Source organism: Tabrizicola sp., from assembly GCF_022842145.1.
In the GTDB taxonomy this organism is placed as follows: Bacteria; Pseudomonadota; Alphaproteobacteria; order Rhodobacterales; family Rhodobacteraceae; genus Tabrizicola.
Genome location: NZ_JALHQD010000004.1, coordinates 331498 through 354840, shown reverse-complemented (window position 1 = coordinate 354840; position 23343 = coordinate 331498). Strand labels below are relative to the sequence as shown.

The 23343-nt window shown below is 64.9% G+C and carries 21 protein-coding genes and 1 tRNA gene; 12 read left to right on the top strand and 10 right to left on the bottom strand.

The annotated features are described in order from the left end of the window. Nucleotides 1–17: 17 nt before the first annotated feature. The gene (locus Q0C42_RS12815) at nucleotides 18–1031 is read right to left on the bottom strand and encodes an ATP-binding protein (protein ID WP_295076257.1); all 1014 of its coding nucleotides are present in this window, start codon (nucleotides 1029–1031) and stop codon (nucleotides 18–20) included. A 296-nt stretch (nucleotides 1032–1327) separates the two neighbouring features. On the opposite strand from Q0C42_RS12815, the gene Q0C42_RS12810 reads away from it, so the two are divergent. Beyond that, complete coding sequence (locus Q0C42_RS12810) at nucleotides 1328–1543, top strand: hypothetical protein (RefSeq protein WP_295076254.1); 216 nt, start codon at nucleotides 1328–1330, stop codon at nucleotides 1541–1543. Nucleotides 1544–1548: 5 nt separating this feature from the next. On the opposite strand, the gene Q0C42_RS12805 is transcribed toward Q0C42_RS12810, so the two are convergent. Genes Q0C42_RS12805 through Q0C42_RS12795 form a run of 3 tightly spaced genes read right to left on the bottom strand, consistent with a single transcriptional unit; the run spans nucleotide 1549 to nucleotide 3593 of the window. Then, nucleotides 1549–2067 (bottom strand): gamma carbonic anhydrase family protein, encoded by a 519-nt coding sequence (locus tag Q0C42_RS12805; RefSeq protein ID WP_295076251.1) that lies wholly within the window; start codon nucleotides 2065–2067, stop codon nucleotides 1549–1551. Next, on the bottom strand, nucleotides 2064–2696 hold the full coding sequence (gene gmk / locus Q0C42_RS12800; protein ID WP_295076248.1) for a guanylate kinase: 633 nt from the start codon (nucleotides 2694–2696) through the stop codon (nucleotides 2064–2066). The genes Q0C42_RS12805 and gmk overlap by 4 nt, the downstream gene beginning before the upstream one ends. Before the next feature lie 3 nt (nucleotides 2697–2699). Then, on the bottom strand, nucleotides 2700–3593 hold the full coding sequence (locus Q0C42_RS12795) for a YicC/YloC family endoribonuclease (RefSeq protein WP_295076245.1): 894 nt from the start codon (nucleotides 3591–3593) through the stop codon (nucleotides 2700–2702). A 144-nt stretch (nucleotides 3594–3737) separates the two neighbouring features. Between Q0C42_RS12795 and Q0C42_RS12790 the strand changes: the two genes are divergently transcribed. Then, nucleotides 3738–4352 carry a PAS domain-containing protein gene (locus Q0C42_RS12790; RefSeq protein WP_295076242.1) on the top strand — a complete coding sequence of 205 codons (615 nt, stop codon included), beginning with the start codon at nucleotides 3738–3740 and terminating at the stop codon, nucleotides 4350–4352. Nucleotides 4353–4402: 50 nt separating this feature from the next. On the opposite strand, the gene Q0C42_RS12785 is transcribed toward Q0C42_RS12790, so the two are convergent. Then, the gene (locus Q0C42_RS12785; RefSeq protein ID WP_295076239.1) at nucleotides 4403–5773 is read right to left on the bottom strand and encodes a class II 3-deoxy-7-phosphoheptulonate synthase; all 1371 of its coding nucleotides are present in this window, start codon (nucleotides 5771–5773) and stop codon (nucleotides 4403–4405) included. Nucleotides 5774–5928: 155 nt separating this feature from the next. Here Q0C42_RS12785 and Q0C42_RS12780 point away from each other — a divergent pair, with 155 nt between their 5' ends. Continuing rightward, nucleotides 5929–6948, top strand: a complete 1020-nt coding sequence (locus tag Q0C42_RS12780; RefSeq protein WP_295076236.1) for a GlxA family transcriptional regulator — start codon at nucleotides 5929–5931, stop codon at nucleotides 6946–6948. Between the two features lie 87 nt (nucleotides 6949–7035). Here Q0C42_RS12780 and Q0C42_RS12775 read toward each other — a convergent pair whose 3' ends face one another. Beyond that, nucleotides 7036–8136, bottom strand: a complete 1101-nt coding sequence (locus Q0C42_RS12775; protein ID WP_295076233.1) for a PQQ-dependent sugar dehydrogenase — start codon at nucleotides 8134–8136, stop codon at nucleotides 7036–7038. A gap of 198 nt (nucleotides 8137–8334) precedes the next feature. Here Q0C42_RS12775 and Q0C42_RS12770 point away from each other — a divergent pair, with 198 nt between their 5' ends. The 9 genes from Q0C42_RS12770 to Q0C42_RS12730 all read left to right on the top strand — a co-directional run bounded on the left by Q0C42_RS12770 (nucleotide 8335) and on the right by Q0C42_RS12730 (nucleotide 17711). Continuing rightward, nucleotides 8335–9531, top strand: a complete 1197-nt coding sequence (locus Q0C42_RS12770; RefSeq protein WP_295076230.1) for an ABC transporter substrate-binding protein — start codon at nucleotides 8335–8337, stop codon at nucleotides 9529–9531. Between the two features lie 119 nt (nucleotides 9532–9650). Next, complete coding sequence (locus Q0C42_RS12765; RefSeq protein WP_295076227.1) at nucleotides 9651–10436, top strand: ABC transporter ATP-binding protein; 786 nt, start codon at nucleotides 9651–9653, stop codon at nucleotides 10434–10436. Beyond that, nucleotides 10433–11035: a hypothetical protein gene (locus Q0C42_RS12760; protein WP_295076224.1), complete on the top strand. Its 603-nt coding sequence runs from the start codon at nucleotides 10433–10435 to the stop codon at nucleotides 11033–11035. The genes Q0C42_RS12765 and Q0C42_RS12760 overlap by 4 nt, the downstream gene beginning before the upstream one ends. A gap of 52 nt (nucleotides 11036–11087) precedes the next feature. Then, entirely contained in the window at nucleotides 11088–11801 is a 714-nt protein-coding gene (locus tag Q0C42_RS12755) for an ABC transporter ATP-binding protein (protein WP_295076221.1), read from the top strand. An 8-nt stretch (nucleotides 11802–11809) separates the two neighbouring features. Continuing rightward, the gene (locus Q0C42_RS12750; RefSeq protein WP_295076218.1) at nucleotides 11810–12199 is read left to right on the top strand and encodes a hypothetical protein; all 390 of its coding nucleotides are present in this window, start codon (nucleotides 11810–11812) and stop codon (nucleotides 12197–12199) included. Then, entirely contained in the window at nucleotides 12199–13203 is a 1005-nt protein-coding gene (locus Q0C42_RS12745) for a branched-chain amino acid ABC transporter permease (protein ID WP_295076345.1), read from the top strand. The genes Q0C42_RS12750 and Q0C42_RS12745 overlap by 1 nt, the downstream gene beginning before the upstream one ends. Before the next feature lies 1 nt (nucleotide 13204). Continuing rightward, the gene (locus Q0C42_RS12740; protein WP_295076215.1) at nucleotides 13205–14503 is read left to right on the top strand and encodes a branched-chain amino acid ABC transporter permease; all 1299 of its coding nucleotides are present in this window, start codon (nucleotides 13205–13207) and stop codon (nucleotides 14501–14503) included. Nucleotides 14504–14621: 118 nt separating this feature from the next. Beyond that, nucleotides 14622–17042: an FAD-dependent oxidoreductase gene (locus tag Q0C42_RS12735; protein WP_295076212.1), complete on the top strand. Its 2421-nt coding sequence runs from the start codon at nucleotides 14622–14624 to the stop codon at nucleotides 17040–17042. Between the two features lie 54 nt (nucleotides 17043–17096). Then, the gene (locus Q0C42_RS12730; protein WP_295076209.1) at nucleotides 17097–17711 is read left to right on the top strand and encodes a nucleotidyltransferase family protein; all 615 of its coding nucleotides are present in this window, start codon (nucleotides 17097–17099) and stop codon (nucleotides 17709–17711) included. Here Q0C42_RS12730 and Q0C42_RS12725 read toward each other — a convergent pair. The 4 genes from Q0C42_RS12725 to Q0C42_RS12710 all read right to left on the bottom strand — a co-directional run bounded on the left by Q0C42_RS12725 (nucleotide 17703) and on the right by Q0C42_RS12710 (nucleotide 23088). Beyond that, complete coding sequence (locus tag Q0C42_RS12725) at nucleotides 17703–20798, bottom strand: Hint domain-containing protein (protein WP_295076206.1); 3096 nt, start codon at nucleotides 20796–20798, stop codon at nucleotides 17703–17705. The genes Q0C42_RS12730 and Q0C42_RS12725 overlap by 9 nt on opposite strands. A gap of 185 nt (nucleotides 20799–20983) precedes the next feature. After that, complete coding sequence (locus Q0C42_RS12720; protein WP_367115734.1) at nucleotides 20984–21610, bottom strand: Hint domain-containing protein; 627 nt, start codon at nucleotides 21608–21610, stop codon at nucleotides 20984–20986. A 489-nt stretch (nucleotides 21611–22099) separates the two neighbouring features. Continuing rightward, nucleotides 22100–22183, bottom strand: a tRNA-Leu gene (locus tag Q0C42_RS12715). A gap of 44 nt (nucleotides 22184–22227) precedes the next feature. Continuing rightward, on the bottom strand, nucleotides 22228–23088 hold the full coding sequence (locus Q0C42_RS12710) for a neutral zinc metallopeptidase (protein ID WP_295076203.1): 861 nt from the start codon (nucleotides 23086–23088) through the stop codon (nucleotides 22228–22230). Nucleotides 23089–23343 lie beyond the last annotated feature (255 nt).

Below are 23343 nucleotides of genomic sequence, written 5' to 3'. Positions count from 1 at the left end.
GTCCTTTGCGGCCCCCATCACCCCAAGGGCAGCACCACCGAGAACCGGCTCCCCTCGCCCACCACGCTCTCCACCCGCAGCCACCCCCGGTGCCGGCTCACGATGTGCTTCACGATGGCCAGCCCCAGCCCCGTCCCCCCCATCTCGCGGCTCCGGTGGGAATCGACCCGGTAGAACCGCTCCGTCAGCCGCGGCAGGTGGACCGCATCGATCCCCTCCCCCTCGTCCGCGACCTCGACCCGCACCGCCGGTCCCCGCACCGTCTCCTCCAGGGAAAGCGAGACCCGCACCACCTGCCCCGCCCGCCCATATTTCAGCGCGTTCTCGACCAGGTTCGTGAAGACCTGCACCAGCTGGTCCGCATCCCCCGGCACCGTCACCGGATCGCCCACCAGCTCCACCCGGTCCCCCTTCCGCTCCGCCACCCCGGCGAGCGATGAGATCACCCCCTCCAGCACCCCGCGCAGTTCCACCGGACCCTTCGGCCGCACCCGCTCCTCCGCCTCGACCCGGGACAGCCGCAGAAGGTCGCCCACCAGCCGGTTCATCCGCCCCGCCTCTGCCTCCATGATCCCCAGGAACATCTCCCGCGCCTTGGGGTCGTCCTTCGCGGCGTGTTTCAGGGTCTCGATGAACCCCATCAGCGCGGTCAGCGGAGTCCGGAGTTCATGGGACACGTTCGCCACGAAATCCCGCCGCATCTCCCCCGCCCGCTCCTCCTCGGTCACGTCGCGGAAGATGCACAAGAGAAGCTCTCCCTGCGCCGAGACGGTGGTCTGGAACACCGCCTCCTGCCCCTCGCGGCGGAGCGTCATCCGCACCTCCTGCACCCCGCCCGCGCGCGCGACCTCGCCGATCGCCTGCAGGACCGTGGGCGCGCGGACCGCCATCGCGGGGTGCCGCCCCGCCAGTCCCGCGCCGAACAGCGCCTCGGCCAGCGGATTCAGCGCCAGAATGCGGTCGTCGCGCCGCACCAGCATCGCGGGAAGCGGCACGCCCGCCAGCAGTTGGTCAGGGTCCAGGGCGGTCATTCGCGCGACTTCTCCGGAACATTCGGTCCTCTGCCCTTGTCTTGCGCGGGAATACCAGTAAATTCCCGGTTGTATAGATTATGCGGTGCGGAACCGGCCTTTACCCGGACCAAGTGTCGGCCCCGACGTGAGTCCTTAAGACAGACGATTTGGCGGCGCCTCACGGTATGAGAGGTTGGGATTTGTCGCAAAAGCTTAGGTGTCTGGTTATTGGCATTCCCGAAGCCCGCGCCGCCGAGGGCAGCCTTCGGCCGGAGGAATTTGCATCCATCAGTCTCGAGGCCTTCGAAAGCCAGTTGCCGCTGCCGGCTTCGCTGGAACTGGTGGTGACGCCGCTGTTCTGCAAGACCTTTGACGCATTGGAGATTATCGAGAAGCTTGGCGCGCAGGACTACCGCAAGACGCTGCGGGTGGTGGCGCCGAAGCTGCCGAACCGGCAGATCGTCTTGCGTGAACTGCGCAGTCATGCGGCCCGCCAAGGCATCACCATCGAACTGATCGAGGAAGGCTGACGGCCTCACACGCGGCTCAGCCCGGCGCGGAACCTGCGGGCATTGGCCTGGTATCCCGCGGCCGAGGCAAGCAGGCGTGCGCGTGCGGTCTGGTCCAGATCCCGCACAACCTTTCCGGGAGAACCCATGACCAGGCTGCCATCCGGGATCTCCTTGCCTTCGGTGATCAGGGCGCAGGCACCTATCAGGCACCCCCGGCCGATCTTCGCCCCATTCAGCACCGTGGCCCCCATGCCGATCAGGGTCCCCTCGCCGATGGTGCAGCCATGCAACATGGCCTTGTGGCCGATGGTGCAGTTGGCACCGATGGTCAGCGGATAGCCCATGTCGGTGTGCAGGACCGCATTCTCCTGCACGTTCGAGCCGGCTCCGACCCGGATCTCTTCATTGTCGCCGCGGATTGCCGCGCCGAACCAGATCGAGGCATCGGCTTCGACGACCACCTTGCCGATCAGGACGGCGGTGTCGGCCACCCAGGCCGAAGGGTCGATCTCTGGCGCGATGCCGTCCAGGGCGTAGATCATCGGGCTTCGAACTCCTCGTTCAGCGTGCGGACAAAGGCAGAGAGCTGGGGCTGGCGTTCACGCTTCAGCCGTTCGGCGGTAAGGACCGCCTTCAGCCGTTCGAACGTCAGTTCCAGGTCGTCATTCACCAGCACGTAATCGTATTCCGCCCAGTGGCTGATCTCGTCGCGGCTTTTCGCCATGCGACCGGCGATCACCTCGTCGCTGTCCTGGGCACGCGAGCGAAGGCGGCGGTCAAGCTCGGCGATCGATGGCGGGAGGATGAAGATCGACACGACATCACCCCGCATGGCCTGGGCTACCTGCTGGCCGCCCTGCCAATCGATGTCGAAGACGGTGTCGGTACCCGCCTGCATCGCGGCCTCGACCGGGCCTCGGGGCGATCCATAAAGGTTGCCGAAAACCTCGGCATGTTCCAGCATCTGGCCATCCGCGACCATCGCCAGAAAGTCCTCACGGCCGCGGAAATAGTATTCTCGGCCGTCCTCCTCGCCGGGTCTGGGCTTCCGCGTCGTGGCCGAGACCGAGAAACGCATGGTGGGGTCCCAGGCCATCAGCATCCGGGAAAGCGTCGATTTGCCTGCGCCGGAGGGCGAGGAAAGGATGAGAAGAAGCCCGCGCCGGGTCATGCGTCATTCCACATTCTGAACCTGCTCGCGCATCTGATCGATCACGGTTTTCAGGTCAAGACCGATGCGGGTCAGCGCCAGCGACTGCGCCTTGGAGCAGAGCGTGTTCGCCTCGCGCATGAATTCCTGCATCAGGAAGTCCAGCTTGCGCCCGGCGGGCTGCCCTTCGGCCAGATGCGCGCGGGCGGCGGAGACATGGGCGGCCAGACGGTCCAGTTCCTCGGTGATGTCGGTCTTCACCGCCAGAAGCGCCAGTTCCTGTGCCAGCCGTCCCGGGTCCACGGCATCTGTCGCACCGACGACGCGGGCGACGGCTTCGCGCAGGGTATCGGCCTGGGTCACAGCACGGGCAGCGGTCTCGGCCTGCGCTTCGGCGGTGAGGCTGGCAATGCGGTCCAGCTGCGCGGTCAGGACGGCGGCCAGCGCCCGGCCCTCCGCCCCGCGCATGGTGTGGAAATCGGCCAGAAGTGCTGGCAGGTCGGCAAGCAGGGCCTGGCGCAGCGGGCCCGTGTCGGTTTCCTGCGCCGCCGCATCGATCACCCCGCGCAGGGTCAGCACATCCGCCGCCGTCGGCTGGCGCAGCGTCACGCCCGCGGACATCGCCGCCGCCTCGACCCGCCCCAGCGCGCCCAAGGCTGCCCCCAGCGCCGCCTCGTTCAGCCGGAAGGCCGTGTCGTCGCGCCCATCCTCCTGCGTCACCTTCAGCGTCAGGCTGACGTTGCCCCGGGTGACCGCCTTCTGCAGCTCGGCCCGCAGCGCCACTTCCAGCCCGTCGATCCAGTCCGGCACCCGCAGGCGCAGGTCCAGCCCCTTGCCGTTGACCGACCGCAAGTCCCAGGTCCAGCTGTAGCCACCCCCTGCGCCGCGCCGGGCAGCGAAGCCTGTCATCGAGATCATGCGGTCCTTTCAGCGCCCGGCGCGCGGGGTATTTACCATTTGACTAGATTTTCGCCCGAATCTTCACGATCCGCGCTAATTTCCCTTCATGGCGCGGCCCGCGGTTCACCCGCAAGGGCAACGATGCAGCCGGTGGAGAGAATGATGTCGCTAAGCTTCCTGGATCGGTTCCGCCCGCAGCGCCCCGCGCAGACGCCGGTGGTCTTCGACGGTCTGGCGCAGGTCCGCGGCTACTGGGAAGGCCTGCGCCAAGGTGAGGCGCTGCCCGCCCGCGCGGCCATCGACCCCCGCGGTCTGGGCGGAGTGCTGGACCGCGTCTTTCTGGCCGAAAGGATCGGACGCGGGCTGGTGCAGCTTCGGATCGCGGGATCGGGGCTGGCCGAGTTTGCTGGAATGGACGTACGCGGCCTGCCGCTCAGCTGCCTCTTCGCCGCCGAGTCCCGGGCGCAGCTGTCGGTCACGGTCGAGCGCGCCTTTAGCGAACCCGCGGTGGCCGAAGTCGACCTCGGCTCGGACCGGGCGGCCGGTGGCGGGCTGGTGGCACGACTACTACTTCTGCCGTTGGCCGATGAGGGCGGGACGAAGCTGATATTGGGGGCCATCAGCTTTGCCCCGGGGCCGACGGCGCGATGCAAATTCCAGATCCGCAGCTGGCGCGACGAGCGCCTGCCGCGGGCCCCCGAACCCCAGTCCGACGCGCCGGCCGCCCCGCCGGTCCGGCAGTTCGGCCATCTGTCGCTGGTGCATGTCAGCGAATGAAAAAAGGCGGCGGGTTGCCCCACCTCCCCTCATCCGTCTTTTCCTGACGCTTAAAGCGCGACGCGGCGCGCGGCCTCGCGCTGCGAGGACAGCTCTTCCGCAACAAGGAAGGCCAGCTCCAGCGACTGCGAGGCGTTGAGACGCGGGTCGCAGGCGGTGTGATAGCGGTCGGCCAGATTCTCATCCGACACGGCGCGCAGACCGCCGGTGCATTCGGTCACGTCCTGGCCCGTCATCTCGAAATGCACGCCGCCGGGGACGGTGCCCTCGGCCTTGTGGATCGCGAAGAACTCCCGCACTTCGCGCAACACGCTGTCGAACGGCCGGGTCTTGTAGCCCGAGGCCGCCTTGATCGTGTTGCCGTGCATCGGGTCGCAGGACCAGACGACGTTGGCGCCCTCGGCTTGGACGGTCTTGATCAGGCGCGGCAGATGCTCGCCGACCTTGCCCGCGCCAAAGCGGGCGATCAGGGTCAGGCGACCGGCTTCGTTTTCCGGGTTCAGCTTGGCCATCAGGACCTTAAGGTCCTCCGCCGTGGTCGAGGGGCCGCACTTCAGCCCGATCGGGTTCAGCACGCCGCGGCAGAATTCGACATGCGCGCCGTCGGGCTGACGGGTGCGGTCGCCGATCCAGATCATGTGACCCGACCCGGCCACGTTCTGTCCGGTGATCGAATCCACCCGGCACAGCGCCTCTTCGTATTCCAGAAGCAGGGCTTCGTGGCTGGTGTAGAAGTCCACGCGGCTAAGCTCGTTCGCGGTGTCGCTGTTCACGCCGGCCGCATTCATGAAGTCCAGCGCGTCGGAAATCCGGTTCGCCATCTCGCGGTAGCGTTCGGCCTTGTCATGCTCGGCAAAGCCCAGGGTCCAGCTGTGCACTCGGTGGATGTCGGCGAAACCGCCCGTGCTGAAGGCGCGCAGAAGGTTCAACGACGCTGCCGCCTGGGTATAGGCCTGCAGCATCCGGTTCGGATCGGCGACCCGCGCTTCGGGGGTCGGCTCGAAGCCGTTGATGATGTCGCCCTTGTAGGACGGCATTTCGACGCCGTTGATCACTTCGGTCGGGGCCGAGCGCGGCTTGGCGAACTGGCCGGCCATCCGGCCGACCTTGATGACCGGAACCTTGGCGGCGTAGGTCAACACCACCGCCATCTGCAGCATCACCCGGAAGGTGTCGCGGATGTTGTCGGCGCTGAATTCCGCAAAGCTTTCGGCGCAGTCGCCGCCTTGCAGGAGAAACGCCTTGCCCTCTGCCGCCAGCGCAAGCTGCTTCTTCAGCCGCCGCGCTTCGCCGGCAAAGACCAGCGGCGGGTATTTCGACAGTTGCGCCTCGACCGAATTCAGCGCCGTCTGATCGGGATAATCCGGCATCTGGATCCGCGGTTTCGCGCGCCACGCCGTCTTCGTCCATCCCTTGGTCATCGTCCCACTCCGGTCCCGTGCAATCGGCCAGCGGTATACGCCCCCGTTTCCGCCTTTGCAAAGGGCGATTGGGCGGAAACTGCCGCTTTCGGCCCTTGCGGCTGGTCGGAATTTCGGTTTCGATGGCCCGCAAACGACATAATCAGGTCGCAGACATGACGCTCGCGCCACGAAAAGCCACCCAGACCCCGAAGACAACCGCGACGCGTCGCTTTGTCTTCCTGCTGCTGGACAAGTTCACCATGATCAGCTTCGCCGGCGCGATCGAGCCGTTGCGGTTGGCCAATCGCGTTGCGGGCGAGGCGCTTTACAGCTGGGTCCTTTGCGGCGAGGGAGTTGAGAAGACCTGCTCGAACGGTGCCACGTTCCGGCTCGACATGGGGCTGGAGGAGATGGACCGCGAGGACATCATCCTTGTCTGCGGCGGGTTGGACATCCAGCGCACCACGACCAAGGGCGTCGTCAACTGGCTGCGGCGCGAGGCGCGGCGGGGTGTCACCATCGGCGGTATCTGCACCGGGGGACATGCGCTTGCGAAGGCGGGGCTTCTGGACGGCAAGAAAGCGACGATCCACTGGGAAAACCAGGATGGATTCTCCGAGGAATTCGAGGATGTGAAGCTGACCAAGTCGGTCTACGTGATGGACGGCAACCGCTGGACCACGGCAGGCGGGATTTCGTCGCTGGACCTGATGCTGAAGCTTATCGCCGCCGATCATGGCGAGGATCTGGCCAATACCGTGGCCGACCAGCTGATCTACTCCACCATCCGCACCGACCAGGACACCCAGCGCCTGTCGATCCCGACCCGGATCGGCGTGCGGCACCCGAAGCTGAGCCAGGTCATCCAGATGATGGAGGGCAATATCGAGGACCCGATGTCGCCCGCCGATCTGGCCGAGGAAGTGGGCATGTCGACCCGCCAACTGGAGCGTCTGTTCCGCCGCTACCTGAACCGCTCTCCCAAGCGGTATTACATGGAACTGCGGTTGCAAAAGGCCCGCAACCTGTTGATGCAGACCGACATGAGCGTGATCAACGTGGCCTTGGCCTGCGGGTTCGCGTCGCCCTCGCACTTCTCCAAGTGCTACCGCAGCCACTACAGCACCACCCCTTACCGCGAGCGGGGCACCCAAGGCCTGCCCGGCGCGTTGCCGGTGCGGCTGTCGATCTAGGGCCGTGGACAGGTGTTAAGACCAGGTTAACGCGAAACGGCAACCCTCTGTAAACATTGGAAGCCCTCGATTTGTCCACCGTGGGCACTAGTCGGCTGGAGCCATCCGGTAGACCGCCCCGTCATAGACCGCCAGAAACCAGATCGACCCGTCCGGCGCCTCGATCACATCCCTGACCCGACCCGTCTCTGGCCCCGCGATCCGTTCCTCGGCGAAGCCCGTCTCGGCCGGCGTGTCGGGGTCCAGCCGACCGAGGAAGTCGCTGTTCAGGGACCCGAAGAAGATGTCGCCGGCCCACTCCGGCACCAGCTTGCCGGAATAGACCAGCAGCCCCGACGGCGCGATGGAAGGGTCCCAGTAATGCAGCGGCTGCTGCATCCCCGCCAAGGCCTGCCCCTGCCCGATAGGATCGCCGTTGTAGTTGATCCCGTAGCTGATCACCGGCCAGCCATAATTCTTGCCCGTCGCCGGCGCGTTCAACTCGTCCCCGCCCTGCGCCCCGTGTTCCACTGTCAGAAGCCGCCCCGTCAGGTCCAGAGCCGCGCCCTGGATGTTGCGGTGGCCCCGCGACAATGCGCCCGGAAGCCAGCCGTCCTGCGTGACTGCGGGACTGCCTTCGCGGTTCAGGACGATCACCTTGCCGGGCGAGACCTGCGGGTCCTGCGCCTGCATCCCGCCCGGACCGGTGCCACGGTCACCGGTCGCAAGCGCGATGGTCCCGTCCGCCAGTTCGACCAGCCGCGCCCCGAAGTGGCGGCCGCCCGGATAGCCATCGCCGGTGAAGACAGTCTGGAAATCCTCCAGCCGGGAGCCGTCCTCGGAAAGACGTCCCTTGCCCGCCGCGGTCGCCCCGCCGGCAACGGTCTCTGCCGCGAAGCTGAGCCAGACCTCACGGGCGGTGGCGAAGTCGCGCGGCACGAGGACGTCCAGCAAGCCGCCCTGCCCTTCGACCAGCACCTCGGGCAAGCCCTCGACCCGCTGGGCGGCCCCGTCCCGGACCAACTGCAGACGACCGTCTCGTTCCGTGACCAGGAAGGACCCGTCTGGAAGAAATTCGATGCCCCAGGGCTCTTCAAGTCCTTCGATCACCGGAGTGATGGCCATTGTCCCGGCCGAGGTCTGCAGTTCACTCGCAAACAGGCTTTGGGGCAGCAGGGCCAAGAGCGGCAAGAGAAGTGAGGTCTTCATGTCGATCCTTTTTCGGGGACAGCACGGCGGCACTGGCAGCAAGGGTTGCGCCGCAATAAAGGTAGTGCGCGCTGCAGTTGTGTCGACTCACATGCGGTAACAGTGTCGCCAGCGTGTCGACAAAATGGGCCTTTTCTTTTTACACGGCCCGCACTACCGTCTGCGCAGGATTTCGATCCAATCAGGGAGATACAATCAATGAAGAAACTTCTGCTGGCCGCTTCGGCCTGCGCACTGATGGCTGGTGCTGCCGCTGCCGAGGACGTCAAGATCGGCATTCTGATCGGTTTCACCGGCCCTATCGAATCGCTGACCTCGCACATGGCGAACGCGGCCGAAACCGCGATGGCCGAAGTGAATGCTTCGGGCAAGGCCAAGAACACCTACGCCTCGGTGCGTGGTGACTCGACCTGCACCGACGCGGCGGCTGCCACTGCCGCGGCTGAGCGCATGGTCACCGCCGAAGGCGTCAAGGGCATCATCGGCGGCGACTGCTCGGGCGTGACCCGCGCAGTGCTGACGAACGTCGCCATGCCGAACGGCATCGTGATGGTCTCGCCCTCGGCCACCTCGCCGGCGCTGACTGCCGACCCGGACAATGGCCTGTTCTTCCGCACCGCCCCGTCGGACGCGCGCGAAGGCGAAGTCATGGCGGACATCCTGACCGAAAAGGGCATCAAGTCGATCGCCCTGACCTACTCCAACTCGGACTACGGCAAGGGTCTGGCGGAATCGATCGCGGCGGCTTTCATCGCCAAGGGCGGCACCGTGACGATCAACGCGGCGCATGACGACGGCAAGGCCGACTACTCGGCCGAAGTCGCGGCACTCGCGGCGGCAGGCGGCGACCTTCTGGTCGTGGCAGGCTACCTCGACCAGGGCGGCAAGGGCATCATCCAGGCCTCGCTCGACACCGGCGCCTTCTCGACCTTCGGTCTGCCCGGCGGCATGGTGGGTGACTCGCTCCCCGTAGCCATCGGCCCGGCACTGGACGGCTCCTACGGCCAGGTTGCACAGTCCGACAGCCCCGGCGCTGCGGTCCTGCAGGAAATGGGCAAGACCAACGAGCCCGCTTTCGACGCGACCTCGCCCTACACCCCCGAAAGCTATGACGCCGCAGCACTGCTGATGCTTGCCATGGAGGCTTCCGGTTCGACCGATCCGGCCGTCTACAAGGAAAAGATCCTGGAAATCGCCAACGGACCTGCTGACGGTTCGGGCACCAAGGTCCTTCCGGGCGAACTGGGCAAGGCGCTGGAGCTGATCGCGGCCGGGACTGCCATCGACTATGATGGCGCTTCGGGTGTGACGCTGATCGGACCGGGTGAATCCGCTGGTCGCTACAAGCAGTTCGAAGTCAAGGGCGGCGTCTACGAGACCGTCCAGTTCCGTTGATCCCTAACCGGATCGGTTGACATGGCACGGCCCGGGCAGCACGCCCGGGCCGTCGCCTAAAAAAGAAGCCCTCCACCCCCCGAAGACGGGACAAGGATGGGCTACGACAGGGGAAGCACATGATCCGGGTCGAGAAGCTGCACAAGCATTTCGGCGGCTTTCACGCCGTTGACGGCGCATCGCTGGAGATCAAGACCGGTTCGATCACCGGGCTGATCGGGCCCAACGGCGCTGGCAAGACCACGTTATTCAACGTCATCGCCGGGCGCTATGAGGCGACCTCCGGTCACGTCTACATGGACGGCGAGGAAATCACCGGCCTGCCGCCGCACAAGCTGTTCGACAAGGGCCTTCTGCGCACCTTCCAGATCGCCCACGAGTTCAGCTCGATGACCGTACGCGAGAACCTGATGATGGTTCCGCCGCGCCAGACCGGAGAAAAGCTGTGGAATGCGCTGTTCTCGCGCGGGGCCGTCGCCGAGGAAGAGGAACGCATCCGCCAGAAGGCCGACGAGGTGCTCGAGTTCCTGACCATCAGCCACATCGCCGACCAGAAGGCCGGGATGATCTCGGGCGGGCAGAAGAAGCTGGTCGAACTGGGCCGCACGATGATGGTCGACGCCAAGATCGTCTTCCTGGACGAGGTCGGCGCGGGCGTGAACCGGACGCTGCTGAACACCATCGGCGACGCCATCGTGCGGCTGAACAAGGAACGCGGCTACACCTTCTGCGTGATCGAGCATGACATGGACTTCATCGGTCGCCTTTGCGACCCGGTGATCTGCATGGCCGAGGGCAAGGTCCTAGCCGAGGGCACCGTCGACCAGGTCAAGAACGACGAACGCGTGATCGAGGCCTATCTGGGCCGCGGCCTGAAGAACAAGCTGAAGGAAGGTGCGGCATGAGGCTTTCCGCCCTTCTTCTGGCGGCCGGTCTGGCCACTCCGGGGATCGCTCTTGCCTATTCAGAGGTCGAGAAGGCCGTCGCACCCGTTTCGACGGTTTCGACCCTGGACGAATCCGCTGCGTTATCGGTTGGCCTTGGCGATGCCGCCGCGGTCGACTGCACGCCGATCACTCTGGCGGTGCAGTTCTGCGGCAGTGCCCTTGGCTGGACCAGCACGACCCCTGCCAGCCCCGAGATCGACGCGGCCTACCGGATCGATGCGCTGCACTATGCGCAATATCTGATCGAGGATCTGGACAGCGACAATGGGCTGACGGCCCAGGACATGCGGCATGTCGTGTTGGACAACATCGGACTGGTCAGCGCCACAACCCCCGAACTGATCAGCGTCGGCCCGGCCAGTCTGGGTGTCCTGACCGGAGACACCGTGGTCTACAAGGCCAGGATCAAGGGAATGGACGTGGTCTTCGCTAACTCGGTCTTCCTTCAGCCGAAGCGGGTCATGCAGATCATGACCTTTGCCGTCGGGGCAGAATACACGGCGCAGCAGGCGGACTATCAGGCCGCGCTGCTGTCCAACACGAAGCTGGCCAAATGACCGCATCGCCGTCGCCTTGCACTCCTCCGGCCCTGCACCTGGACCTTTCCCAATGAGCGCTCCTTTCCTGATCGGCGAGAACATGACCGGCGGCTACGGCGCGGTCGACATCCTGCATGACTGCACCCTGGCCGTGGAGCCGGGCGAGATCGCGGTGATCGTCGGCCCGAACGGCGCCGGCAAGTCGACCGCGATGAAGGCGGTTTTCGGGATGCTGAAACTGCGACAGGGCAGCGTCAAGCTGATGGGCGAGGATATCACCTCGCTTTCCCCGCAGGCGCGCGTCCGAAAGGGCATGGGCTTCGTGCCGCAGACCCACAACATCTTCACCGGAATGACCGTCGAGGAAAACCTGGAGATGGGCGCCTTCATCCGGACGGACGACACGATCCGCGACACCATGCAGCAGATCTACGACCTGTTCCCGATCCTGAAGCAGAAGCGCTACCAGAAGGCGGGAGAGCTTTCGGGCGGCCAGCGCCAGCAGGTCGCCGTGGGCCGTGCGCTGATGACCCAGCCGAAGGTCCTCATGCTGGACGAACCAACCGCGGGCGTCAGCCCCATCGTCATGGACGAACTGTTCGACCGCATCATCGAGATCGCCCGCACCGGGATTTCGATCCTGATGGTCGAGCAGAACGCACGCCAGGCGCTGGACATCGCCGACAAGGGCTATGTGCTGGTCCAGGGTCGCAACCGGTATACCGACACCGGGCAGGCGCTGCTTGCCGACCCGGATGTCCGCAAGTCGTTTCTGGGGGGTTGAACATGCACATGCACCCCCTTCCGCACCTGGCTCCCGGGTTGGTTCTGGCTGTGACGTTGGTTTCCCCCGGTTTCGCACAAGAGACCTGGGGCTGCGCCGCCATCGAGGAATGCCGCAGCGACTTCGATACCTGCGAGGCTCTGGCAGGGTTCAAGTTCCCGCTGGACGTGTCTGCAGACGGCAAGACCGCCCGGCTGGTCACGCCCGGCTTCCGGCTGAAACTGGCACTCTCTCAAGCCGACGAAGCCAAGCGGACCTTTGCAACCGTCACAGATGACGGGACCTTTGCCGTTACGCTGGAACCCGGCGGGGCGTTCGTAGGACTGAGAACGCAGGAGGTTTTCGGCACGATGGTCGATCACCGACTGACGGCGACATGCAAGAAGGCTGCGAACTGATGGACATTCTCAACGCCCTTGTCGCCTTTCTGAACTTCATCGTCGTGCCCGGCCTTGCCTATGGCAGCCAGCTGGCGCTGGGGGCGCTTGGCATCACGCTGATCTTCAGCGTCCTGCGCTTTTCCAACTTCGCGCATGGCGACACGATGGCCTTCGGAACGGCCTTCGTGATCCTCTTCACCTGGTGGTTCCAGTCGATGGGCATCACGGCAGGCCCGTTGCCGACGGCGCTTCTTGCCCTGCCCCTTGGCATCCTGGTCACCATCGCGATGGTGCTGGGGACAGACCGGGTGGTCTACCGCTTCTACCGCAAGCAACGCGCCAAGCCGATCATCGTGGTGATCGTCTCGACCGGCGTCATGTTCGTCATGAACGGCCTCGTGCGCCTGATTATCGGCACCTCCGAGCAGAACTTCACCGATGGCGAGCGGATGATGCTGAACCCGCAGGACTTCAAAGCCTGGACCGGGTTGGCCGAACCCTTGGCAATCAAGACGACGGCGGCACTTTCGGTCGTCGCGGCGGTGATCTGTTGCGTCCTTCTGTTCTGGTTCCTGCAGAAGACCCGGACCGGCAAATCGATGCGCGCCTATTCCGACAACGAGGACCTGGCGCTCCTTTCCGGCATCAACCCTGAACGCGTGGTGATGGTCACCTGGATCATTGCAGGTGCGCTGGCCTGCATCGCGGGCACGCTTTACGGCTTGGACAAGTCCTATCGCGGGATCGTCTACTTCAGCCTCTTGATGCCGATGTTTGCCGCCGCCGTCGTGGGGGGCCTCGGCTCGCCCGTGGGCGCTGTCGTCGGCAGCTTCATCGTCGCCTTCTCGGAACTGATCGTGACCAGCGCCTGGAAGAAGATCCTGGGCTACCTGGTCCCGCCCGAGTGGCTTGGCGATGGGCTCTACCAGGCGCTGTCGACCGACTACAAGGTCGCCGTCAGCTTCTCGATCCTGATCCTGGTCCTGCTGTTCCGCCCGCAGGGCATCTTCGGAGGCAAGTGATATGCACCGCAACCTCTACCTCTTCGCCGGTGTGGCACTGCTGTTCATCCTGACCGGGGTGTTCCAGAGCTGGAACCTGTCACTGAACATCCTGAACCTCGCCCTTCTGTCCTGCATCATGGCGATCGGTGTGAACATCCAGTGGGGCTATGCGGGTCTGTTCTCGACCGGGATCGTCGGCTCGGTCGCGCTCGGTGGCCTCGCTGTCGTCCTCGTCTCGGCCAAGCCGGTGCCCGAGGGCTGGGCAGCCGGCGGTCCGCAGATCGTCGAAGGGCTGCTTTTCGCTGCCTTTGCCATCGCTTTTGCGACCTGGCTGTACCGGCGTCTCAAGCCGGGCACCAACCGCGCCCTGGCCTTGGCGCTGTATCTGGTCGTGGCCTTCTTCATCTACCGCATGATCCTTGACCCTGGTGTCGTTGCTGTCGAATCGAACAACCCCGCCCAGGACGGCAACATCGGCGGGCTGGGTCTGAACTCGCTGCTCGCCTGGCCCGTCGGCGCGCTGATGGCCGCTGCTGCCGCCTGGGTCATCGGGAAGATCGCCCTTGGCCTGCGCGAGGATTACCTGGCCATCGCGACCCTTGGCATCGCCGAGATCATCGTCACCGTCCTGCGCAACGAGGACTGGCTGGCGCGTGGCGTGAAGAACCTGATCGACCTGCCCCGTCCCTGGCCCGTGCCCTACGAGGTCGACCTTCAGCTCAACCCGGCGTTCCTTGAACCAGTCGCAAATGCCGGGCTTGACCCGGTCACCGCGTCGACCATCTTCGTCAAGCTTCTCTACGCCACCATGTTCGGACTGGTCCTGGTCCTGTTGGTCTGGGGCTGCGAGCGGGCGCTGAACAGCCCCTGGGGACGCACCGTCCGCGCCATCCGCGACAACGAAGTGTCTGCGGCCGCGATGGGCAAGGACGTGAAGTTCCGCCACCTGCAGATCTTCATCATCGGCTCGGCCGTGGTGGGACTGGCGGGGGCGATGCTGACCTCGATGGAAGGCCAGTTGACGCCGCCGTCCTACCTGCCCCTGCGCTTCACCTTCCTGATCTGGGTGATGGTGATCGTCGGTGGGTCCGGCAACAACTGGGGCTCGATCCTGGGGGGGTTGCTGATCGGCTGGCTCTACCTGGCCGTGGAGTTCCTGGGACCGCAGGTCATGGGCGCAATCACGGCGGGCCTGCCTGCCGGCGACCTGAAGGACCACCTGCAGGACACCGCCGCCCACATGCGTCTGCTGACGCTGGGTGTCGTCCTTCTGCTGGTCATGCGTTTCGCCCCACGCGGCTTAATCCCCGAGAAGTAAGCCCCTCGCGGCCCGGCATCTGTGTCTGGCCGCGACATTCTTTGTCGCAAATCCTCATGCCAACCGGCCCCTGCCCCGTCATGGTGCGGCAAAACCGGATATGGCGGAGAGACTTGCAATGAAGACCCATGCGCGCGTTGTGGTGATCGGTGGCGGCGTTGTCGGCTGCTCGGTGCTGTATCACCTGACCAAACTCGGCTGGTCCGACGTCATGCTGATCGAACGGTCGGAGTTGACCAGCGGGTCGACCTGGCACGCGGCGGGCGGCTTTCACACGCTGAACGGCGACACCAACATGGCCGCGCTGCAGGGCTACACGATCCGGCTTTACAAGGAGCTGGAGGCGATCACCGGCATGTCCTGCGGGTTGCACCATGTCGGCGGCATCACTTTGGCCGACAACAAGGAGCGGTTCGACCAGCTGAAGGCCGAACGCGCCAAGCACCGCTACATGGGTCTGGACACCGAGATCCTGGGGCCGGAGGAGATCAACAAGTTCACCGACGGCATGGTGAACCTGGAAGGCATCGTCGGTGCGCTTTACGATCCCTTGGACGGCCACCTCGACCCCTCGGGCACCACCCACGCCTACGCCAAAGCCGCGCGGATGGGCGGGGCCGAGATCGTGCTTCATAACCGCGTGCTGGAGACGAACCCGACCAAGGACGGTTGGGAAGTTGTCACCGAAAAGGGCACCGTCACCTGCGAGCATCTGGTGAACGCCGGTGGCCTGTGGGCGCGGGAAATCGGGGCAATGGCCGGGGTTTACCTGCCACTGTTGCCGATGGCGCACCAATACCTCGTCACAGACGACATCCCCGAGATCATGGAGATCCTGAAATCGGGCCGCGAATTCCCGCATGTCATGGACCCGGGCGGTGAAAGCTACCTGCGCCAGGAAGGCCGGGGTCTCTGCATCGGCTTTTATGAAAAGCCTTGCGAACCCTGGTCCGTCGACGGCACGCCCTGGACCTTCGGCCATGAGCTGCTGAACGAACAGTTCGACAAGATCGAGGACTCGGTCAACTTCGCCTACCGCCGCTTCCCGGTGCTGGAGCGCACCGGCGTCAAGCGCGTGATCCACGGACCCTTCACCTTTGCGCCGGATGGCAACCCGCTGATCGGCCCGGTCCAGGGCCTGCGCAACTACTGGTCGGCCTGCGCCGTGATGGCGGGCTTCTCTCAGGGTGGCGGCATGGGCCTCGCGCTGGCGCAATGGATGATCGAGGGCGAGGTCGAGCGTGACCCCCGCGGATTCGACGTCAGCCGTTTCGGCACCTGGACAACACCGGGCTACACCGTCCCGAAGGTCATCGAAAACTACCAGATGCGCTTCTCGGTCGGCTACCCGAACGAGGAACGCCCCGCCGCCCGCCCGTTCCGCACCACGCCGATGTACGACATCAACGACAAGCTGGGCGCGGTCTGGGGGCAGCAGTATGGTCTGGAAGTCCCGAACTACTACGCCCTGCCCGGCGAGCCGCGCTATGAGACGCCGACCTTCAAACGCTCCAACGCCTGGGAGGCGACGCGGCAAGAGGTGATGGCGGTCCGCGAACATGTCGGCATCAACGAATTGCAGAACTTCGGCAAATACTCCGTCACTGGTCCCAATGCCCGCGCCTGGCTGGACAAGATCATGGCGGGCCGCATTCCGAAGCCAGGCCGGTTGTCGCTGACCCCGATGCTGGCCCATTCCGGCAAGATCATCGGCGATTTCACCGTATCCTGCCTGTCCGAGACCGAGTTCCAGCTGACCGCCAGCTACGGCGCGCAGGGCTGGCATGCCCGCTGGTTCGAGCAGAACGCGATGGACGGCGTGCGCGTCGACAACATCTCGGACGCGCGGTCGGGCTTCACCATCGCCGGTCCGAAGGCGCGCGAGCTTCTGGCCCGCGTCACCCGCAGCGACGTCAGCGCCGAGGCGTTCAAGTTCATGGACGTGAAGCGGATGACGGTGGGCATGGCCAACTGCATCGTCCAGCGCGTCAGCTACACCGCTGATCTGGGCTATGAAATCTTCACCGACCACATGTCGGTGCGCCAGCTGTGGGACACGCTGTGGGCCGCCGGACAGGACTTCGGCATTCGCCCCTTCGGGATGCGGGCGATGATGTCGCTGCGCCTGGACAAATGGTTCGGCTCCTGGGGTCGGGAATTCAGCCCCGACTACACGCCTGCGGAAACCGGGCTGGATCGCTTCATCTCGTGGAACAAGCCCGCCGACTGGATCGGCAAGGCCGCCGCCACGAAGGAAAAGGCCGAAGGTCCGTCGCGGAAACTGGTGCCCATCGTGGTCGACGCCAGCGACGCCGATGTCGTGGCATGGGAGCCGATCTGGCTGGACGGCGGCGTGGTCGGCTGGTGCACATCCGGCGGCTACAGCCACTGGACCGGCAAGTCCGTCGCGCAGGGCTTCATCCCCGCCGACCGGGTGCAGGACGGGCTGGAGCTGGAGGTCGAGATCCTGGGCGAACGCCGCAAGGCCCGTGTCCACCTCGCCCCGATCTGGGATGACGGCGGGCGGATGCGTGCTTGACGTAGCGTCACGCGGCGCTTGACAAGCTGGCGGGGTCGGATGGAGCATTCCTTCATGCGACCCACCGTGCACATTCTTGTCCTTGCTGCAGGCGCCTCCTCGCGGATGCGGGGACGCGACAAGCTTGTGCAGCGGATCAAGGGCAAGCCGATCCTGCGGATGGTTGCCGAGACCGCCCTTGCGACGGGTGCGCCGGTTCTGGTTACCCTGCCGCCCGCGTCCGAAGCACGCCGCGCTGCGGTTGCGGACCTTGCGCTGCAGGTCGTCGAAGTCCCGGATGCAGGACTGGGCATGTCGCGGTCGATTGTCGGCGGACTGGCCGCGATCACCGACCCCGGACCCAACGACGGGATGATGATCCTGCCCGCCGACATGCCCGGCTTTTCCGCCAAGGCGCTGGCCGACCTCATCTCTCGGTTTCGGGCGGAGCCCGATCTGGCGTGGCGCGGCGGGACCACGGATGGCACTCCCGGCCATCCCGCCATCTTTCCGCGTGACCTCTGGCCCGCATTATCGGCAATTTCGGGGGATGAAGGCGGGCGCTCGGTCCTGAAGCGCCATGCCGACCGGGTCAGGCAGGTTCCCCTTCCCGGGAACATGGCCATCCTCGACCTCGATACGCCCGAGGACTGGGCAACCTATCTTGGCCGCCCGACTGGGTCAGACTGAAACAAGCACCCGCGCCTCATGCGCTTTCAGCGTCAGGCGGGCGGCGGGGAAAAGGGTGGCGTCCGCGTTCAGTTCGGGGAAAAGCGCCAGCACTTCCGCACGGGCCGCGTCCTCCAGCGCGCCAAGGGTCCGCTCGGCGGGCTGGAAGCTTTCGGTCCAGATCCCGTCCGACAGCACGATCTCGTGGCGGTCGAAAAGGATATGGACATAGGTCACGCCCCCGGACGGCACCGTGCGCGAGATTTTGGCCAGGCCGATCAGGTGCTTGGCCGGGACCAGCACTTCGCTTTCGCCGAAATACATCTCGGCTCTGGCACCCTCGACCAGCACGCGGTGCTGCGGCGAAAGCATCATGCTGCGATCCGGCCCTGCGCTGCCAAGCGCGCCGGCACCGATGCGGACCGGCTGCAGTGCGGGACGCGCTAGCAGGTCCGCCATGCTCAGCACAATCCGGCCAACCCAGCGCAGGGGTTGCAACCCGTTGTCGCGGGTCGTCACCAAGTCGCCCGGCGCGAGGTCCTCGACGGCCACCAGCCCTGCCCCGGTCATGATCCGGGTGCCGGCGGTAAAGCACACGATCACCAGGTTCTCGATGTCGGTGAAGTTCAGCGTCCCAAGGACCGTGGTTCCGTCCAAGGCGAAGAAGGTAATTGTCCCGTTCTCGGCGTTCAGTGGATCATAGGTCAGGTCCATCTGCGCCCAACCGAAGCCGGTTATGTCGACCCGCAGCGTATCGTTGTCCACGCCGCCGCCACCGCCGAACACGTTCTCCAACCCGGTGACATCGACAAAGCTTGCCGCGATCAGGTCGCTGTCGTCGCCGCCGTAGATCAGGTCAGCCCCGAGGCCGCCGAAAAGGATGTCGTTGCCGACCTCTCCGTCCAGCCGGTCCGACCCAGCGCCGCCATAGACCGTATCGGAATCGTTTCCGGACCAGATGGTATCGCCGCCGTCGCCGCCATAGATCAGGTTCTGCCCGGCCAAGGCTGCAGACGGCACATCGTCAATCGTGTCATCGCCGGCACCACCATAGACCGTGTCGTTGCCCGAGCCGAAAATGAGCCGGTCGTTGCCGTCTCCGCCGTCGACAAGGTCAGCACCGTCGCCAGCCTCGACGCTGTCGTTGCCCAGCCCGCCGAAGATCTGGTCCGCGGCATCGCCGCCCAGTAGGGTGTCGTTCCCGCCATCGCCGTATAGCGTGTCCTGATCCGCCCCGCCGAAGACCTGGTCATCCTCGGTGCCGCCATAGATGAGGTCGTTCTCGATCCCGCCATAAAGCGTGTCATTGCCCGCCTCACCCGACAGGGTGTCGCGGCCCTCATCGCCGTAAAGCAGATCCTCGCCAAGCCCGGCCTGCAGGAAGTCGTCGCCAAGGCCGCCAGAAACCGTGTCGTCGTCCGCCGTGGCGGCGGTCTCCGGGATGGTCGTGAAATGGACATCGGAGACGTTGATGGCCTGGGCTGACCCGGTCGTGCCGGCGTCGCCGTACTGAATGACGATCGATGCGACAGGCCCCGGAATGAAATAGAGGACCGAGCCGTCAGCCGCGCCTGGCGAGGTGTTGAACCCGTTTGGATCGCCGGGTTGCGGAACTGCCGTCACGGTGTTTCCGGTCTGAACCAGCTGTGAGGAGCCGACGGTGATCGTCACCGGCAGGAGGTTGCCGAACGCGTCGTAGGCGTTGACTGTGACCGTGTCGCGGAAACCGGCGGCCGAGTCCGATGTGTCGATGTCCGAGATACGAAAATAGACGTTGCTGACCTGATCGGTCACCCCCGATCCGCTGGGAGCCGAGAAATCGAGGGTGACTTCCGAGACGCCTGGGCCGCCGTCCCGGTACAGCACACCGGCCGAGCCGGTGTCAAAACTGCGTCCATCCGGAAAATCCGTCGAACCGGCAAAGATCGGACCGGCTGCACCGCCGCCCGGAAGGTCATCTTCCGCGAACTGAGAATTCGCGTTGTCTTCGGTGTAGGTCACCGAAACGTTCATCCGGGCCGTGCCGCCTGCGCCAGCCACCGATTGGGTGAAGCCGGCCTCAAAACTTGTTCCGGTGCCTCCCGTCTGGGCGTCCCAATCCAGCCGCAGGTTCTCGGCCGGGGCGGGTGTCACGGTGGGCGGAGTGTCCGGTCCTGCGTCGATGACGTCGTTTCCACTGCCGCCGACAATGGAATCGCTGCCAAAACCGCCGACAATCGTGTCCGCGCCATCACCGCCATCAATGATGTTCGCGTCGGAGGTGCCAACGAGGGAATCGTTGAAGGCCGAGCCGATGAGACCTTCGATGCCTGTCAGGGTGTCGCCTGCCGCATGGCCACCGGTTTCGGCGGCTGCATCGCCCAGATTGACCTGAACCGCACTGTTCGACCCGCTGTAGTCGGCAAAGTCGAAGCCCTGCCCGCCGAAAAGCGTGTCGCCGCTTTCACCGCCGACCAGCGTGTCGCGACCCGACCCGCCGTACAGAAAGTCGATGCCGGCGCCACCATCCAGAACGTCGTTGTCGATCCCGCCGAAAAGCCGGTCCGCGTCAGCGCCGCCGAAAAGCCGGTCGTTGCCTGCGGCACCCAAGAGGGAATCCGTCCCAGCCTCGCCATAGATCGTATCGTCGCCAGCGGCGCCGTCTGACGTATCCGCACCGCCGCCCAGCGAAATCAGGTTCGCCTGTGCATTCCCCGTCACGACATCGGCGCCGCTGCCGGTGATAACGTTTTCGATCCCGAACAGTTGGTCCGTGCCCAACCCCGTGGCCACGCCGCTGGCAAGGTTCACATTGACCGCCGTCGTGTTGGTCGCAAAGACGGGGGATGGGTCAAGATCGGTCAGATTGCGGCTGTAGTCGGCCGTATCGATCCCCGCGCCACCGTAAAGTACATCACTGACGTTGCCCGATCCGCCGACCAGCGTGTCGCTGCCATCGCCACCGTAAATGGTGTCGCTGCCAGTACCGCCGTCCAGAAAGTCGTTGCCCGCACCGGTGGACGCCCCACCATAGAGTACATCCGCGCCGCCGGCACCCCAGATGGAATCGTTCTCGGCGTCGTTGCCAGTGTGGACGTCGCCCGAACCCGAGCCCTCGATCGTCGCCATTGCAGTCTGTCCCCGTTCTCCGTCGATCGGGTAGCAAGTCATCTTGTTCGATCGGTGACCGAACACGGAAACTTTGCGCCATTCTGGTGGCGTCTCTACCTGATGCGCTGGAACGTTAACCTTTTGACTGTTTGATCTGCAATGTTATTGCACGAACAGTCAGGTTGGGTGGGCCAAGTGTTGCCTTAAACCACAGCTTCCGCGCGGTGCGGACCGTTCGCGAAGAAGCGGCTTTGCCCATAGGCCGCGCGACCTGCCTCGGTCTTCAACTCTGGGAAGATCTCGAAGATCTCCAGCCGCTGCGCGTTGCCGATTCCCTTCAGCGAATTGTCTTCGGGATGGAAGGTTTCGGTCCAGACGCCGTTGCTGAGCACCACTTCGTGCCGTTCGCACATGAAGTGGATGTAGGTCGTCCCGCTGGACTGCACCGTGTGCACGCCTTGCGCGGCCAGGTGCTTTGCGGCAACCAGGACTTCGCGTTCGGCAAAGCGCACGGAGGTCCGGTTGTTCGCGACAAGGATCCGGTGGTTCGGCGAGACCATCATGTCGCGTTCCGGCAGCCCCTTGCCCAGCGAACCTTGCTGGATGAACACCGGCAACAGATGCGGGTCGGCCTGGAAGTCATGCAGGAACATCTGGGTCTTCCCAACCCAGCGCACCGGCTGAATCCCATTGTCACGGGTCACCACCCGGTCGCCGGCCGCAATGAATTCCACTGGAATTTCACCGCGCTGCGTCGTGATCATGGTGCCGGGCGTAAAGCAGGGCGTGCAGCGTTGGGGCTTGGGGGAATCCGGGCTGGGCAAAGTCATTTTCTTCATATCCGTAATGGCGTCATTGTCCTCGGCCCATCGATTTTCCCGATGCCGAAAGGATAGGGCTATCCCTTCTGGATAGTCCTGCCAGACCCAGCATGGGAAGGGAAAAGTTCTTTGGAAAACAAGGACAACACAGGCAGAATTCAGCCGAAACGTGTGCGCTTAAGCCCAGACCGGCCAAGGGGCCACGGTTGGCTCCGTCGAAACCGAAAAATCAGGTGCGGGCAGGCTTCGCTAACCCTACCCCATCACTGATCTTTCAATTTGGACGTGTGCCCTATCCGTCCACTCAACCTGCGCTTCAGACACCCGGAACGCGAGTGGTCACGGATGGGTGAGGAGCGCTCCAGTCGGCTTACTGCCCCGTGAGACATCCGGTGCAGTGTTTCCCAGGACTGGGGCAAACCACCTTTGCACCAGCGACTGGCTCCGATCCGCGAAGGATGGTTCACGCGGGAAGTGAACAACGTCGAATCAGGGGGGTGGTGCCCGAGGCGAGACTCGAACTCGCAAGCCTTGCGGCGGAGGATTTTGAATCCCCTGCGTCTACCATTCCACCACTCGGGCCACCGGATGCTGCTCTAATGCCTTGGCCTCCGGTCGTCAACGCATCACAGATCGTCTGTCCCAAAGGTGTCGCAGTCGGCGAGGCGACCGGACTCCAGGCCGACCATGAACCAGCGCGACCGCTGCTCCGAGGTGCCGTGGGTGAAGGTGTGCGGCATCGGGCGCTGGCCGGCGTTCTTCTGCAGGGTGTCGTCGCCGATCTGGCGGGCGGCATTGACCGCTTCTTCCAGATCGCCGCGCTCGATGGTGCCCAGGCTTTGCGCCGCTTCGCGGGCCCAGATGCCCGAGAGGCAGTCGGCCTGCAACTCGACCCGGACCGAGATGGCGTTCGATTCCTCCTGGCTGACCTGCTGCCGGATTCGGGTCGATTCCTCCAGAATGCCAAGCTCGTTCTGGATGTGGTGGCCGATCTCGTGGGCGACGACATAGGCGGCGGCAAAGTCGCCCTCGGCGCCGAGCTGGCGGTGCATCGTCGTGAAGAAGGCGGTGTCGAGATAGACCTTGCGATCCACCGGGCAGTAGAACGGGCCCGTCGCTTCGGAGGCGCCACCGCAGGCGGAGCGGGTGCCTTCCTTGAAGAGGACCAGCGTGGCGGGGCGATACTGCTGGCCGAGTTGATCCTGGAAGACGCGGGTCCAGATTTCCTCGGTATCGGCGAGGACTACCGAGACGAACTCGCCCTCGGCACGGTCCTCCTCGGTCAGCTCGACCGGGGCGGAGGAGGAGATCTCGCCGGTTCCGCCGGGGCCAAGAAGCTGGCTGGGGTCGACCCCGAGGAACATGGCGATCAGGAAGACCACGATGGCCCCCGCGCCGCCGATCCCGCCGACCCGCGCGGCCCCGCCGCCGCCCATCCGGCGCCGGTCTTCGATGTTGCTGCTTCCCCTGCGCCCGCGCCACTGCATGTCGTCACCCTTTCCTGTGGACGGGCACCACGGTGGGCATCCCGACCTTCCCGTTCAAAACCAATGCCTTGGCCGTGGGCATTCACGAATCCTTAACCCGTGCCCTCCCCGGTTGCCGGAAATTCTATCCGCCCCAGGGCCGCATCGGAAGCCGGAATGAGAACCCCTGCCCCGCGCGTTCGGTTCCTCTTCCCCTTGCTCAACACCGGGCCTATGGTCGCGCCGCGTAAACATTGTCCGGAAAATCGAGCATGC